At 58.3% G+C, this 16,657-nt stretch carries 6 protein-coding genes; 1 reads left to right on the top strand and 5 read right to left on the bottom strand.

The window, feature by feature from the left end; genetic code table 11:
- Positions 1 to 96: 96 nt before the first annotated feature.
- Positions 97 to 1,632 carry a sensor domain-containing diguanylate cyclase gene (locus SJQ66_RS26380; RefSeq protein ID WP_320534744.1) on the top strand — a complete coding sequence of 512 codons (1,536 nt, stop codon included), beginning with the start codon at positions 97 to 99 and terminating at the stop codon, positions 1,630 to 1,632.
- Between the two features lie 49 nt (positions 1,633 to 1,681).
- Here SJQ66_RS26380 and SJQ66_RS26375 read toward each other — a convergent pair whose 3' ends face one another.
- The 5 genes from SJQ66_RS26375 to SJQ66_RS26355 form a co-directional block, all read right to left on the bottom strand.
- Positions 1,682 to 7,204 (bottom strand): hypothetical protein, encoded by a 5,523-nt coding sequence (locus SJQ66_RS26375; protein ID WP_320534743.1) that lies wholly within the window; start codon positions 7,202 to 7,204, stop codon positions 1,682 to 1,684.
- 128 nt (positions 7,205 to 7,332) lie between these two features.
- Positions 7,333 to 8,133 carry a S8 family serine peptidase gene (locus SJQ66_RS26370; protein ID WP_046153418.1) on the bottom strand — a complete coding sequence of 267 codons (801 nt, stop codon included), beginning with the start codon at positions 8,131 to 8,133 and terminating at the stop codon, positions 7,333 to 7,335.
- Positions 8,134 to 8,299: 166 nt separating this feature from the next.
- Positions 8,300 to 9,997 (bottom strand): ShlB/FhaC/HecB family hemolysin secretion/activation protein, encoded by a 1,698-nt coding sequence (locus SJQ66_RS26365; RefSeq protein WP_253463893.1) that lies wholly within the window; start codon positions 9,995 to 9,997, stop codon positions 8,300 to 8,302.
- Positions 9,998 to 10,088: 91 nt separating this feature from the next.
- Positions 10,089 to 15,494, bottom strand: a complete 5,406-nt coding sequence (locus tag SJQ66_RS26360; protein WP_320534742.1) for a YDG domain-containing protein — start codon at positions 15,492 to 15,494, stop codon at positions 10,089 to 10,091.
- A 154-nt stretch (positions 15,495 to 15,648) separates the two neighbouring features.
- On the bottom strand, positions 15,649 to 16,623 hold the full coding sequence (locus tag SJQ66_RS26355; RefSeq protein WP_236693559.1) for a tetratricopeptide repeat protein: 975 nt from the start codon (positions 16,621 to 16,623) through the stop codon (positions 15,649 to 15,651).
- Positions 16,624 to 16,657 lie beyond the last annotated feature (34 nt).

Genomic DNA, 16,657 nt, shown 5'->3' with positions numbered 1-16,657 from the left:
AATGAATGTAAGCATCTATTCGCGTCACCTGGCGCCTGTTTTCGTTCCCGTGTCGGGCAAGTTTTGTCTTAAATATGTATTTGGAGTCGGGCCGTCATGACCCACCGTTCCGCGCCAGTGATCATTCGGGCCATTTTGTTGATTTCGCTGTCATGTGTGGCACTCGTTGGCTTTGATTCGTGGAGGAGTTTTAGCGAACGGACGGAGCAGTTGCGCGAGATGGACGACGCCACCCGTAATCTGGCACGCGCGATGGAAGCACATGCTCAGAACGCCGTGGATGGGGCCGATGTCGTGCTGGTTGGTTTGGTCGAGCGTATTGAGCAGGATGGAACGGGCCCTGATGCGTTGGCGAGATTGCACAGGGTCATGACGTTGCGCAAGGCCGAATTACCTCAGCTCGATGGTCTTTTTGTCTACGATGAAAGTGGCCGGTGGTTGGCGTATTCGCAGCCACCGGCGCCAGGCCAGGAAGCGAATAACGCGGATCGTGACTATTTTCTCTATCACCGTGATCATACGGACCTTGGTGTCACGATTGGCAAGCCCGTCATCAGTCGTTCGAGCGGGCGCTGGATCATTCCGGTATCGCGGCGGTTGAGTACGCCGGATGGTCGATTTGCCGGCGTCGCACTTGCAACGCTGAGTGTCGATTACTTCGCGGAGTTTTACGAGTCATTGGAAATCCGCAATGACGGTGCGGTTGCCTTGATTTCCACCGATGGCTATCTGATGGTACGCCGACCTTATGAGGCGCGCTTCATCGGCAAGAATGTCCAGCATACCGAGCTGTATTCGCTGTATCAGAAACTCGCGCCGCAAGGTACCCGCTTCGTCTTGTCGGCGCAGGATGGTGTCGAGCGTCTGAATACATTCCGCAAGGTCGACAACTATCCGTTGTTTGTCTCGGCGGCGCTTTCGAAAGAAGAGATTCTTGCTGATTGGCGAAAGAGCACCGTGGTGCATCTGTTGTCAGACGCGCTTTTCATTGTGCTGTTGTCGACACTCGGCTGGCGGTTGATTCGAAAAATACTCGACGATGCCAAAGCAGAAGAGCGGCTTGTGCAAGCGCACGATGCCTTGGAAATCATGAATCGTCGATTGGAACGATTGGCAATGCAGGACGGCCTGACGGGTCTGGCGAACCGGCGCCAGTTCGACCTGGCGCTCGAAAGTGCTTGGGCACGAGCGCCACGTGAGGGAAGGCGGGTCGCATTGATCCTGTGTGACATCGACTACTTCAAGCAATATAACGATAGGTATGGCCACCTGGGTGGCGATGATTGCTTGCGGAAAGTGGCCGAGACGATTAAAGCGGCAAATACCCGTGGTGACGATGTGATTGCGCGGTACGGAGGCGAAGAGATTGCCATATTGGTCGCAGGTGTGGAACGTCACCAGGTAATGGCAATCGCGGAAAGGTCGCGGCAGGCGGTCGCCGATCAGGCCATGCCCCACGATGCGTCACCGTTTGACATTGTGACGATCAGCATCGGTGTGGCCATCATGTCGTTGAGCGAAAAGCGCGGCGACCGACCCACACCCGCCAGTGCATTGATTTTCGCCGCTGACAAAGCGCTCTATCAGGCCAAGGCGGAAGGACGCAATACCGTACGGATGTTCGACGAATAAATGCGTCGGGTCCGATGGGTAAGCTCCGTGCAGGGGCGGATGCTTGAGCTCAAAGGAGCTGGTTGAACAGTCCAGATAGTAAGCCTGCACTGGCGGCAACGAAAGCGCCCCCGCAAAGGAAGAGCTTTGTGTTCAATTCCGGTGCCAACAGCGCAAAGCAACTCAACATCTTGGACCCCGTATTGCAGTAGAACTGCGCTATATATAAAGGATCGTAACGTTTCTTATCGTCGATCGCCATCGCGATGGTCTTGAGCAGGCATCCGACACCTGTCACGACAAGTTCGAAAAGGACGATGCCCTTGCGTAAAGCCTGAAAGAGCATGTTGCCGATTTCTCCCAGTGCGGGAGGTATGGCGATGACGTATTTCACGCCTTGGTGCAGCAGGCTCATCAACCAACCTACCCCTTCCAAGATGCCTGCCCATGCCGCCTTCGTACTGTTCACCAATGACGCCACGATATTGCCACCGGAAAAGAGGTGCGACAAGAAGCCAAGCGTCCACCCTGCCTTCTTCTTCCAGTCACTCTCCAGGGAGAGCTGCGGTGCGGGATCGGTCGCTGCAATGGCGCTGATGCTCAACAGTGTGAAGCTCAAAAATGTCGTGCCGACCGAGATGAGCATGCTGGCCATTGAGAATGTCTTGCTGGACTGCACCGCAACGGCGTCTCCTACCGGCAACTTGACCGCCGCCACCGCTTGTAGATCTTCCTTAGGGTAGGCGAGCTTGAAAGCAAGCGTTGTGAGCAAGGCAGGCGGAAGCAGTACGAAGTCGATGATCGAGAAAGACAGATCGACTTTCTCGCCAGCAATAAGTTCCCACAGTTTCTCAAGCAAAGGCGAACTGATGCGGGCGAACATGAGGGCCTTGAACGCATCTATCAACGCGGCCAACCCCTCGATCAACGTAAAAGACAAGGCTTTGCCAAATTGCAATGCACCTTCCGCAATGTTGAGTCCTACCGCCATCACCAGGCGCTTTAACGTCTCCAAGCTAATGTCGCCGATTGACGGACGGCCGTCTGGAAAGATGGTCTTGACGGCGGCGGCAATGTTGCTCGAGACGTTCGATAAAGCATTCAACCCGTCGTGGAAGGAACGAAGCAAGGTGCCGCCCACGTCACCTGTCTCGTCCATATCGATACGAATCAGTCCATTCGCCAGATTGTTGAACTGCTCCATGATCCATGATCCAGGCCCGCTGTTGACCGTGCCGTCTTTATTGTCACTGCCGCCCTTGCAAGCATCCTCTATCGCTGTATCCGCCACGGGTGGATTTGACTGCGGGAATCCATAATTCCGATTTGTTTCCTGTACCTTTGCAATTGCGCTGTCGAACAGACTGGCAACGATTGGTTTCAGTTTTAGTACATTGGTTTTCAGATAGGCCAGTTGATCTTCGGCATGGCGTTTCATGCTGTCCCGCACGGCGACGATGTCATCCCAACTGAATAGGAACTTCAAGAAATTCCATACATCTTCGGCAGCGGTCTTGATCGTGCTCCATAACCATTTGAAAAACGAGCCGATCTCCTCGAGTGTGCTCAGGATGAAACGGCCAACCTTGCCCGCGATCTCGCAGACGAATTCGACGACGTCGGCTACCTTGCGTATGACGAAGCGGACCGCTTGTCCGGCCGCGCTCGCGATCGACTCCCAGACGTCCGATAAGGACCATTCACGGTCCAGTAACGCGATCTCGCCGGACGACATGTGTGCCGCCGCGCCAAGTATCGCGGCATCTTGATGGTCCATCGCTTGGAGATCACCGTTACCGTCAGAGGCCAGTCCCCAACTGTAATCATCAGGGAGCGTATCCGCCAGGACCGCCGAGGAAGCATAGCTGTTCACCGGCACGCACCAGACACCGTTGCTACCCCCCGGCTTGCTGCGCACAAGGGTCGCTGCCTGTTTCAGTGATTTCACCAGTGCGTCCAAGGTACCGGACTTCCCAGTTGCGCGCGTCGCTTCATCAAGAAGCGGCTGACCGTCGGCCCGCTTCGCGTTCCGGAGTTCATCGGCCGTGAGGGTATCGAATCGTTGATAGAGACGCGCCGCTGGATTGATGTCGATCGCTTCGGACCAGTTGTCGACCTTGAGCCGATAGGTTGCCGGACTAAACGATAGTGCACGATTGCTGATCGTGATCTTTCCGTCATACGGTATATCGATGACGGCATCGCTGCCTGGGTAGATAAAGTGACTGTGCCCATTCAGCACGACCGTCGTCGGCACCGAGGCCGCCAATTGGACGCATCCTGATGCCGGATTGCCTTTCGCATTTTCCAGGGAGACGACGGTTTGAAACGTCAGTAGCCGAGTTGCCGCACCCGCATCGGCCACGGTGATGGGTTCATCCTGCCAGATGCCCTGCGCATCGCGCACCAAGGAACTGGCATGCCCCTTGTCGTAAATGACGAGCACCGAAGCACTCAAAAAGGTATCGCCCGGCACGGCGGCGATTTCGTGTACGCCGCGGCGTAACGTAATCGGCGCGCTCCAGCGCCCTGTTTCTGGGTGGCCGGACGCCGGTGCTGGACAATTGCTCATCAACAAGCGGCCATCGTTATCGAGTGCCCATACCGTCATGGCGCCATCGACTGCTTCCGCGACTACCAGGCGTTCGATTCCGCTTGTAGCGGTTTGTGCCATCACCTCTTCATACACCGCCTCTTCCTGCCTTGCAAATTCCCCGGCGCGCAGACGCTTGACGCCTTTCCCACCGATAAAGAGGTCGGCACCGTGCTGAGGACGATCCGGTCCCGTCGCCAGCACATTCGCATCGGCCGGACTGTGCAATGTCACGAATGGCGTAGGGACGGGGATGCCGTCCTGGTCCAGTGAAGGAATCTCCCGGCTTACCACAACCCGCTCGCCGGCGTGATTTGTCCCGAGTACATGGAGGGTGGGTGCACCGTTCACCGCGCCCACTTGGAAATCCACGATGTCCGGGAAGTCGATTGGCGTACTGTAGACCATGCCGTCGGATTGAAATGATGCCGCACGGTCTTGGCGCAATACATAGGCGTTGGCGAGCACGCCGGCACTGCCCGACATCAGTGTCATCCACGTGCCGTCCGCTTCTCGAAGCACGCGCATGGCGTCGATTCGGATCGCGCCGCGCGCGCCATAATTGATCCACGGTAATGTCGACCAATCGTTTGCCGCGGTGCTCACGTCGTAAGCGATCAGTATCTGGCTGGGCCCATTGTCGGCGTCGTTGGAAGGCGACGGTGCGTCCACGGCAACGGCCAGCGTCACCTTGTCGTCTGCCGTCCAGGCCGCCGCGAACGCGCGGACCTTGCCGGTGGCGATATCGGCGAATCCCGCTGATAAATCGACTGTCTCGAAATTAGCCGGTAAATCCGACAAGCCGTTACCGACGCGGCGCACCAGTTGCAGTTTCTGCTGACTCCCGGTGGTGAGGAGCATCGGCGCGAGCGTGGAAGGACGATGATCAGGGATTGCGATGATGGTCGGTTGATAGTGGCTCGATGTATTGGCTTCCAACAAATCGGCGGCACCGAAGGTGCGGGCAGGTTCGAGGTAGTCGAGCAGTTGGCTGTCTACCGTGAAGGAAACGGGCTTTCCGTCGATGTCTTTTGTTGAAAAGCGTTTGGCGCTGTTTTCGTTAGCGGCGGAATGCCCCTTTGCGTCGGCCGAGGCGGGTGAATGATGCAACGCAGTAGCGATCGCCGAGTGGGACGCATCATAGGTGAAGGCCTCTGCTGCGCGGCGTGACGTAGCCTGCTTGGCATTGGCGCGCGGAACGGCCGACGCGGGAACGTCGTCTACGCGAAGCGACTGGCGGTAGGTCAGATCCAGATAAAGATCACCCTGAAGACCCATCCGTGGCCGACCGAAGCCGAACGCCTCGTCGCCGGGAGGAATAATGGCGAAATCTTTCAGATGCAAATCGAGCTTCTTGAAAACCTCTTCCAGCATTCGCTTGATCGCGTTGCCGATGTCCTTCGAGAAACCGGTGGCTTGCGATTGGTCCCAGGCTTCATGGTTAAAGACGCCAACCAGGAAGTTACTGCTGGACGCGCTCGATGAGAGAACGGGGTCGCCAATCGTCAGCGCGATCCTGGGCTGGATGGTGCAACCCTTCGTAACACTGGTATTGGCTTCGAATATGATCTGACCGGAAATGGGGACGCGGTTTGTCGCTGAGGCCTCGGTGGCGCCAAATAGAACACTACGTGTGCGATTCAGGTCGATCTGGTATAGACCGTCGACGCGGTAACCTTCGTGTCGCACCGGCGAAAGGGTCAGCGACAACTGCTTCTTCAGTACGAAGTCGACTTCGTTTCCATCCTCCTCGCCTTTCCATCGATATGTATTTTGAGCGTCGCGCGATCTGATGCTTATCTGATTGGTATTGGCATCGAGTGAGATGGTCTCTGTCGCTAGTAACTGATATTCGGGATAGGGGTATTCGGTCTCCGGGTGCAGAACCTTGCGGCCCAGTGCGCGCTCGGCATCCGCGTTCGCTTTCTCCATACTTTCGTGTAAGGTCGGCAACACGCGCTGGAAGATGTCGGAGACGAGTCTGGCCACCTGTCCACCGCGCAATACCATCATGCCCGCTACGCTGGCCTCTGATGCATCAACGCGCGATGGCGTGAGCCAGCTTGCCATGCCGCCGAGCGCCTTTGCCAATGGCACTCCGTCCGCTGGCATCGCCTGCCCGTCAACCACCGTACAGAGGTAGTCCAACGAAGCAGGCCCGGCGGAAGCGCCGCCTACCAAAGCGGGAGTGACTTTAAAGCGGGTATCGTTGATGACAAGACTGGGTTCGGCGCGGGGCGCCCGCGGTCGCATTGTCGTATTCAAAAGAAACCGAGGTGATTGCTCGCCGTCCGGCGTCTCGCTTTCCGCGAAGAAGTCCCGCATGAAAAGCGCGAATTGATCCTGGAGTTCTTTGCCAAGTGCGGTCAGATTATCGGGTCGTGCCAGGAACTTTTCCGCATACCCTGCATGGGATAACCGTTGCGCGCGCTCATTCGTCGTCAGCGTGGGCATCTCGAAGCCCGTTACCACATTGATGTTGCTGAGGTTGAGAAACAGACATTCGATCGTGAAAGCACCGCTACCTTGCGCGCCGCTAAGGGCGGCGACTTTCGCAGCAGTCTTGGCATCGATTTTGTACAGTGCTTCTGGCGTGACGTGGTTTTGTACCAGCGCGGCCTTCAACGTGAACGCTTGGCGTGAGAGGTCCAGACACGCAGTGCGCTTGCCGACCGCTTTTGTAACCTTGCCTTGCGCTATGTCGAATGTGACCAACACCTCGTGGGGCGATACACTTTTGGGATCGACGGCAATCGCGGGCGCGCCTAGCCGCATGTCCAGGGTGTAGCGAATATCAAGGTCAGGATCACCATCCTCGTTTTCCTTGATGAGATGTCGCGTGACATCGGCTACATCATCGGTTCGGTGATGCCATTGTTTCCATGCATTTTTCAGTTGCGCGTTGATGCTTTTGATCGTTAACGACGCGACGATATCAAAATCTTTCAGAATATTATTGGTCGTGTCTTCGACTCTTTCAAATTTCAGCGCGTCGGTCATCGTTTTCCCCGGATGTGCTTTGGTAGTGGTAAGGTCTTCTGATTTTATTTTGGTAAACTAAGAATAAAAAGAAGTTTCGCTAGAGGACGTTTTATTGGAGATGCCTCACATCGCTTTAAAACGTTTGTTCATAATGCAGGCCACGTAAGCCCGGTCAAGCTGTCTTGCAGCCGTCGCGTTTCGCCCAACAGGGTGGCGAGTAAGACGTCCGAGCGAACGGCGTCGGTCTTATCGGCGCTCGTCTGCAGGAGATAAGCAAGACGGCCGGCAACGCGCGCGGCGGCGCCGCTCGAATCCCCAGGTGGGCCCGGCAATGCAAAAAGCGTCGTGGCGCAGTCCGTGCCACAAGACGCGTGCAAGCGCTGACTGAACGGGTCGAACGTCAGGCTGTTTGTTGTCTGCGCGATGGACAATGCGCCAACGCTGATGGTTTCGCGCAGAATTGCCGGCCAGGCCATGCCTTGTGGTTGTGCGCGGCGGAAACGCGGATACATGTTTCCTGCTGCCGTGACGGTCAGCACGTCTGCGTCCCGTAGCGATTGAATCGTGCGACACAGAGGCGTGTCCCGTAAGCTTGCATCGCTACGGTGATGAAATAGGTCTCCGAATGCGGCGCATACCACGACGGGTCCGAACTGATCCAGCCGTTCAAGGACCCAGGCAAAACCCGCATTGATCCTTTCCTGCGTGCCTAGCCAACCGTTATTGTCAATGATACGCACCACTGCCAGCCGTGCTTCCGGGCATTCTGTCAACACCGTTTCCGCCACGTGCGATCCGTGTGCATTGGTGCTTGACGCCCAGTCATCGGACGGGACGTCCCGTGTCAGATCGACTCCCGCGACAACGTGTCGAACCAGATCGCTGCCATGGAGCAAGCCGCTATCGAGCAAGCAAACCGTGACAGGCGTTTGTTCAAATGGCGGCATCTCGACTCAAGGCGTGGTGATACCAAGATCACGTAGGGCGATCGATATTGGCCTTGCAAAGCAGTGCCAATGCGCATCTTAACCGTGGAAATCTCAAGCTTTATGACATTTCCCAAAAACGATATCGCGAATGGTTATTAGTCGTCTCGAGCGAGTGAATCGCATCTCAAAAGGCTTTACTGACCATGAGCCAGGCCCTTACGGATGCTGGCGATGATACGAGCGTGGACGTATTGCCAACGCGCTTGGCGAGAGACAGGGTGGCGCGCCACAGTGCCGGACCCGTCCAGTTCAAACCCACGCCGGTGCCCGTGAGGGTGGCACTGTTGATGCCATTGCTCCAGGGATGACGGTTGACCTTGACAAAGGCGTTGTCGACAAATGCCAGGACTTGCCATTGCCCTGAAATCCATCCGCCAAGGTCATGCCTTAATTCCACGGTCGCGAGATAGCCTGTGTCGCCTGAAATGGCGCCGATATCATAGGCGCGAACGGAGTAGGGACCGCCCACGGACATCTTCTCGGCCGAATCGAGATTGGTGTCGGCCCATTGCATCGCGACGTTGACATACAGCGAGTCGCGAGACGTCAGACCCTGCAGGCGCGAAAAGTTGAGATTCCATTTCGAATAGCCACCCGTGGTGCGTGCCGTGGATGCATCGGATGCGCGGGCGGCGTCGTCGTCGAAGGTGTTTCGTCCATTCGTCCACGCAATGCTCCAGGCATTGATGCCCCCCACGAATAGCGTATCTCGCGTATCGCCATTCAAGCTCAACACCCAGTTTCCAAGGTGACGATCCGTGCGCAGATCACTGACGTCGATCCGGTCGCGCAGCCGCTTTTCGTCAAATTCCAACTGGGCATAGATGTTCGCTTCCCGGCTTCGCAGCAACGGTTGCTTGGCCCACAGGCTCGCGACCATCGCCGTGCCATGTGCATCGAGCGCCTTGGCGTTATCGCCGAGCTTGTAGCGCAGATAGGAATAGCTGCCGCCGAAGCGTGTTCCAAGACCATTGAGTAGCGTATCGTAGGCGAGGCGGCCGTAGTTCATCTCACTGCCCGTCGTGACGACGTTTGCGCTGAGAATGTCACCATGATGCAGTGGATTGACGATATTGACGTTCCCCGACAAACGCGCCCGACCTACATAACGGTTGCCGTAGTTATCGAGCGACACGTTCGCGAAAGTCATGGGCGTGGTCGTGGTGTCGACGTCGAGATCCGCGCTTCCAACCGCGCTTCCTGGCTTGAGCAGTGCGTGGACGCCTACCCCCGGAATATCGGATAGCAAGAGAAGCGTGCGATTCATCGGCGCATCCGCGATCGGGTCGCCCGAATGCAATCGTGAGAGCGTGGCATTGATGAGGCGACTGTTGACCTTGCTGCTGTTCTGCAGGTGAATCTCTCCGTAGCGCGCTTCGAGCACCTGGATGTGCACCACGCCATCCGTTATCGACTGCGGGGGAATGATCGCGCGCGCGAGAGCATAGCCGCGCTGCTGATAGAAAGCGGTGATCCGTCCCGCGACTGCGTCTAACTGCGGTAACGTCAGACTTTGCCCTTCCTGGTCGGCCACAATGGCGTGGAGGGTGTCGGTCGAAAATGCGGTGTTGCCCGTAATACGGATCAGCTTGACGGCAATGGGTTGCGAGGCAGGCGGATTGGCGGTGCTGTTCGGTTCTACTTGCAACGTGGGTCGATTCGCCGCGGGGGCGGGTGGAACCTGGGGTTGCAGCTGTTGAAGAAACGCCCCGGAATCGGGCGCGGCGACGGGACCGGGCAGGGTATCCGCACGCGTATCGAACGAAGCAAGTGCGAGTGCCGCAATCACGGCCTTTCGCATGGAAAAAGAAAAACGGGTCATCAAGTGCATGTGCTGGCGTGCGGTTAGCTGCATGCGCACCCGCGAGCGGGCGCGCGCTATCGTGTTGAACGGCTAAATGTATATCGATGCATTATTCCGTAGCGCTGGAGACCAGCGCGGGCAAGCGCATGCCACCATTTTGAATTTGCAAGGTGGGCGCCGGCGAACCGAAGCTGCCGCTCGTATTGATGAAGCGCGATGCCGTGTTCTCGCGCGATGACGTATTTGCGCCGCCATTCGATGCGCCCGCTTCATCCGTGCCGCCTTGCGCTGAACCATTCGTTTGCTGCACGACGATCGTCGAAGACAGGGTAAGCGATTGCGGTTGCGTTGCCGCCTGCGGTGGTTGCATCGCCGATTGCACCTGTGTGACCGCTGTCTGCGCCTGCTGGACTTGAGGGGACGTTGCGGAAGCGGTGGCGGCGGGTGCCGGTGTTGCGACTGGCAGTGGCGAGATGTTCGCAAACGTCGTGGTCTCGCCAGTCAGCAGATAATTACGAGCATCGTCGCCTGCGATCGTATTGACCAGATTGACGGTCTTGCCATTTCCGACATTGGCATCGAGGAAGCTGCCTGCCGAATTGAGAGTCACGTTATCCGAGCCGATCAGTCCAGCCAAGGTCGCACCCGATGTATTGGTCGTTGCCGCGCTCGATCCATCGTAGACCTTGTTGTTGGCTGTGATGCCGCTGACCGTCAGGGTTGCGGGTGTGATGCTTGCGACGAGACTGGCGGGGGTCACGAGTTGGTAGTTCGCCGCGTCGGCGCCGCTCAGCGTGTATCCCGAGACGCTAACCGCTTTATTCACGGCGACATTCTTGTCCGCAAAGGCACCGGCGCCGGTGCCGTTCAAGGAAACGACATCGCTGCCGATGGCGCTGATAGAGGCGATCCCGGTCAGCGTTGCCGTGGTCGTGCCGTCATACGTCTTGCTGGACGCGGACAGGCCTGAGATGGACAAGTCGGCTTTGTTGATCGAGGCTGTCACGTTGCTCGGTACGACCAGGGTGTAGTTGCCTGCATCCACGCCGCTCAACGTGTAGCCGCTGATGGTCACTTGCTTGTTCGTCCCTGCGTTCTTGTCGGCAAACACACCTGTGCCGGTGCCAGACAGAGAAACGGTATCGCCTTGTAGCGCGCTTACCGTCGCCGCGCCCGTCAACGTGGCCGCCGTCGTGCCATCGTAGGTCTTAGTCGCGGCCGATATCCCGGAAATACTCAGGTCGGCTTTCGAGATCGACGCGGTGACGTTGGTCGGTTCGACCAGATTGTAATTGCCCGCATCGGTGCCGCTTAGCGTATAGCCGCTCAGGGTGATGGACTTGCTTGTGCCGACGTTTTTGTCGGCGAACGTACCCACACCGGTGCCGCCTACGCCCACGGTGTCACCTTGCAAGGCCGTGACTGATGCCGTGCCCGTCAAGGTCGCGGATGTCGTGCCGTCATACGTTTTGTTAGACGCAGAGACGCCGCCCAGCGTCAGGTCGGCCTTGGCGATCGACGCGGTGACATTGGTGGGTTCGACAAGGGTGTAGTTATTCGCATCGGTGCCACTCAGCGTGTAGCCGCTTACCGTGACGGACTTGCTGGTGCCCGCGTTCTTGTCGACGAACGTGCCGATCCCGGTGCCGGCTAGCGAGACGGTGTCACCTTGCAAGGCCGTAACCGCCGCCGTGCCGTTTAGCGTGGCGGACGTCGTCCCGTCGTAGGTCTTGTTGGATGCGGATATGCCGCTCAGGGTCAGATCCGCCTTGTTGATCGTGGCGGTCAGCGAAGTGGGTTGCACCACGTCGTAATTGTTTGCGTCCTGACCGCTGAGGGAATAGCCCGTCACCGTGACGTTCTTGTTTGTCCCCGCGTCTTTAGTGGCGAATGTCCCCGTGCCAGTACCGGTAACGGATACTTGATCCGCCCCTATCGCGGCGACGGTCGCCGTGCCGGTCAAGCTGGCACTCGTGCCGCCGTCATAGGTCTTGTCGGATGCCGTTACGCCCGTGATATACAGCGCCGCCTTGGTCACCTGCGCGGTGAGATTGCCGGGCACGATGAGGTTGTAATTGCCTGCATCCGCGCCGGTGAGCGTGTAGCCGATCACCGTTACCGTCTTATTGACCCCAACATCCTTTGTCGCGAACGTACCGATGCCCGTGCCGGTCACGGACACGACGTCGGCGCCGATCGCGCTTACCGCCGCCGATCCTGTCAACGTCGCTGTCGTGGTCCCGTCGTACGTCTTGTCCGATGCCGAGATGCCCGACAAGGCCAGATTCGCCTTATTGATCGTGGCAGTCAGACCCGTCGGCGAGACGAGGTTGTAATTGCCGGCATCGGTGCCGCTCAAGCTGTAGCCGCTCACTGTCACGGCGTTCGTTCCCGCATTCTTGCTTGCGAAGGTGCCGGTACCGGTGCCGGAGACCGTCACGACATCGCTTCCAAGCGCCGAGACCGCAGCGGTCCCGGCCAGCGTCGCGCCGGTCGTGCCGTCATACGTTTTGTTTTGCGCGCTGACGCCAGAAACGGTCAGGTCTGCCTTACTGATCGAGGCCGTGACATTGCTCGGCATCACCAGGGTGTAATTACCGGCGTCGGTGCCGGATGCGGTGTAGCCAGACACCGTCACGCTCTTGTTGGTGCCAACGTTCTTGTCCGCGAAGGTGCCGCTACCGGCTCCGGCAAGCGTAAGGCTGTCGCCCGCCACGAGACCGGACAGCGTGACGCCGCTTGAGTTCAAGACAGCGTTTGCGGTGGCGTCGTACACCTTGTTGGCAGCGGTAATGCCGGTCACCGTCAGCGTTTTAGGCGTTACCGAGATCGCGCTATTCGTCGTGGACAGGGCGGTGTAGTTGCTGCTCAACGCGCCGCTGCTGCCCGTGCCCAACGAGAGTCCGGTGAGGGTGGCCAGGGTACCGTTCGACTGGACGTTCTTGCTCGCGAGATTTGAAGCATCGCCACTACCGGTTATCGTAAATGTCTCGCCGTTGACGCCCTGCGCGGTCAGCACGCTGCCGCTGACCGATGTCGTACCGTCATACGTTTTTGTTCCACTGACGGTCAGCGTGGCCTTTTCGATTGTGGCCGAGAGTGACGTCGTGCTACTCAGCGTGTAGTTGCTTGCGGCGGTTCCCTGCAGAGAGTAGCCACCTACCGTCACCGTTTGCAGGCCGGCATTGGCGCTCGAGAAACTGCCGCTGGCCGTTCCGGACAACGTGACGTTATCACTGCCCACGATGCCACCGCTTGCGATACCGGCGGTCCCGCTCAAGGTTGCGGTGGTCGTTCCATCGTAGGTTTTATTGTTCGCGGTCAGGCCAGAGATGGACAGAGCTTTCGGTGTTATCGTGCCGGTCTGGCTCGTCAGCCCATTCAGATAGTAGCTGTAGCCATTGACGGTGATGGTTGTGTCGTTGTTGCTGAACGTGACATTGCTCAGTGTGACGGCTTTCCCCGTGCCGGCGCTGGCGCTGGAAAAAGTGCCGGTCGCGCTGTCCTTATTGACTTGTACACCGCTGGGCAACGTTGACGGGGCGGAGACGGATACCGTCGCGCTCGTCGTGCCGTCATAGGTCTTGGACGCGACCGTTGCGCCGACGTTCACGCTCATATAGCCCGTGACATATGGCGAAAGATCGACACTGTTGGGGCTGAACAAGTAGGGCGTGAAGTCGATCGCCGTGTAGTTCGCGGAGGTATAGTAAATCTTGACCGCGCCCGAGACCGGCGTATTATCCAAGCCGATCCCATTGGCGTTGACCTGGTCGAAAATGATCGTTCCAGTGCCGGTTGCAGCGTTGTCCGCTTGCAAGACGAGTTTACCTTGGGCGTTGCTGCTGATATCGATAAAGCCCGCTTGACCGGTCGCGTTGTCCGACTTGAAATGGATATTGCGATAAGCGCTTAGCGTTAACGTGGTATTTCCGGTGTTCCAGTTGACGTACTGCCCGTTGCTGTCGGTCTGCGTGCCAATGGCATCCAGCAGGATGATATCGCCATTGCTGCCACTACCGGAACCGCAGGTCGCGTTTGTGCAGCTCACGGATGACTGGGTGGTTTTGATCGTGACGCTGCTGGTATTGAGCGCGTTGGTGAGCGCAACCGAATCCACGTCAATCGACGGTGCCCCTGCCTGGGTGCTCCAGAAGCTTATATTGCCGATCGTGATGTCAGCCGGGTCCAGTAGCCAATCGCCGGTGTTGCCGTGCGCCGCCGAAGTGTTCACCGCCGCGGCAGTGCCGACATGCAGCGTCTCGCCCGATGTTTCCACTTGGCCGCCGTCGCCGGCGTTCGCGCCACCGCGCGCGCTGATACTACCGTTGAACGTCGTGGTCTTATCCGACCATACCGCCACGTTACCGCCATTGCCCGTTGTCAGGGCATCGGCGTTGATCGTCGCGCCGGCGTCCACGTTCGTCGTGGTGGCATTGTGCTCGGTACCGGTGCCATGAAAATTGCCTCCCACAAGTGCCGTGCCGCCGCCCGCGTCACCCGAGACGTCGATGCTGCTGGTGCCTGTCGCGTTGACCGTATTGCCTAGAACGTCGACGGTGCCACCGGTTTCGCCACTGTTCTTGCCGGATGCATCAAGCGTCCCACTGTTGGTGCTGGTCCCGGCACCCCCGGCGTCGAGCACGATCGTGCCGTTGACGTTCTGGACGCTTCTGGCCTGGATGATGCCCGTATTGTTGACCACGCTCGCGAGCACGGCGTCTTTCGCCCCGGCGGACAACCAGACCGCACCGCCATCGGCTTGGATCAATCCGCCGTTTTCAGCGAGGCTATCGAGCGTGCTTTGGTTGACCTGCACACCGACCATGCTGTTTCCGGCGAACGACAACGTTACGTCATTACCTGCAGTCAGGCCGACGGCACCGCTGGGTGCAACGATATTGCCCTGGTTGCTGACCGTCTTGCCGATGAAGGCGACAAAGCCTCCGTTGGCAGTCGTGATGCTGCCCTGATTGATGATGCTACCGGTGCCCGTGCCGGTGAAATTACGTGCGGCCCCGCTTAAGCCCGTATCGCTGGTATCGAGTGTCGAGGCGACCAGGCCGCCGACGTTGATCTGTGCACCCGCACCGAACACGATGCCATTGGGATTGATCAGGTAGATCTGGCCATTGGCGTTCAGATGGCCGAGGAATTGCGTCGGATTCGTATCCGCGATGCGGTTGACCGCGATCGCGCTCGCCGAAGGTTGCACAAAATTGACCGTCTCCTGACTCGTTGTATTGAACGTCTGCCAATTGACGGAGAGATTCGCGCTGGACTGGTTTACCGTGGTGGTGGTGCCCGACTGGCTGATGCTTCCGCTACCGGCAGTGATTGCGCCCCCTGTGGGTGCGCCCAGCGCTGTGTGCGCGACAGCGAGCAACGTGGCCCCGAGCAGTTTGGGGCTGGCAGTCTTGCCACGCCCCCGCGCTCTTTCTGACACGGCGATCCAGGTTTGATGAACCTGACTCCACACCAGGCGGTAAATGTGGTTCACGGAAGCGTGGCGCATGATGACAAAAGGTTTCGTGAAGAGAGCTAAAAGCGATATGGTCGCGGTACACGGCGCTTCACGCGCACGTTACTGACGCCCGGTTTCGAGAATGAGGGGTGAGCCGTGCCACGCACGCTCGCAGGTTGTCGTCGCTTGCGTGCGCATGGCAATCCTATTGATGGGATGGTGATTCACCATGCTGCGCCAGATAAGCCTTGACCCGACGATCGAGATCGGGGCGCCACTGTGCGGGCATGACGGATAGCGTCAACTGCTCGATACGGTCCATCGTCGCGCGCTCTTCCGGATTGTGGTTCGTCGCTTGCGCCGCGCTATTCCACATATAAATCTTTGCAAGGACATCCGGTGGCAAGGCACCTGTCTTGGGGTCGACCGCACTGTTGGCATAGAGCACGGCAACGGGCAAATAGGCCGGGGCATAGCCCTCCGAAGCGGCTATTTCAAGCCAACCAAGTGCTTGCGGCAAATTGACATCGCCGCCGTCCCCCTGACTTAACATCACGCCGAGCCGGTACTGTGCTTCCACGTCATGCCGCTCCGCTGCCTGTCCGTACCAATAGCGTGCGGCCGACAGGTTCTGCGGTACGGACTTGCCCTCCCGATAGGCATCGGCAACGCGCCGCATGGCGGGCGTCGATCCCAATTGCGCGGCTCGGGCACATAAGGCCAACCCCTGCTGCGCGTCTTTTGGGACGATGTCCCCCGACAAATAAAGTTCGCCGGCGTCACACAAAGCGTAGAACACGCCGGCATCAGCGGCCTTCATGTACCACTGAACGGCGGCGTTGCCGTCGACGGGACGATCAATGCCTTGTGCATAGCAATCACCGAGAAACTGTTCCGCCGCCGGCACTTTGTTGTGAGCAGCTTGTTCGAACCAGTTGCAGGCTTTTACAGGATCCGCGGGGCGCCCCCAGCCATTGCGTTCTATCAAACCCAGATCGAATTGCGCCAGGCCGTTATGCGATGCAAGGTGGGCGTACTCCTTATAGGCGACATCGTATTGTTTTGCCGCCAAGGCTTTGTCGCCCCGCGCAAGCGTCGCGTCGGATGACCCCGATACGGCGTATGCCCCGATCGAGAATAGAAGGGCAGTCAGGCCTGCCAGCATGGCGACGAAGCGCAAGATGGTTTTACTCGGTGCTAAAGGTCAATAGACA

Source organism: Robbsia andropogonis (assembly GCF_034047095.1).
Classification (GTDB): domain Bacteria; phylum Pseudomonadota; class Gammaproteobacteria; order Burkholderiales; family Burkholderiaceae; genus Robbsia; species Robbsia andropogonis.
The sequence above is the reverse complement of the archived record's forward strand: the minus strand, read 5'-3'. Positions and strand labels throughout refer to the sequence as shown.

Excerpts from the sequence above, each read along its gene's own strand:
- SJQ66_RS26375 (WP_320534743.1), bottom strand. The coding sequence starts at position 7,204 with ATGACCGACGCGCTGAAATTTGAAAGAGTCGAAGACACGACCAATAAT.
- SJQ66_RS26365 (WP_253463893.1), bottom strand. The coding sequence starts at position 9,997 with ATGACCCGTTTTTCTTTTTCCATGCGAAAGGCCGTGATTGCGGCACTC.
- SJQ66_RS26370 (WP_046153418.1), bottom strand. The coding sequence starts at position 8,133 with ATGCCGCCATTTGAACAAACGCCTGTCACGGTTTGCTTGCTCGATAGC.
- SJQ66_RS26380 (WP_320534744.1), top strand. The coding sequence starts at position 97 with ATGACCCACCGTTCCGCGCCAGTGATCATTCGGGCCATTTTGTTGATT.
- SJQ66_RS26360 (WP_320534742.1), bottom strand. The coding sequence starts at position 15,494 with ATGCGCCACGCTTCCGTGAACCACATTTACCGCCTGGTGTGGAGTCAG.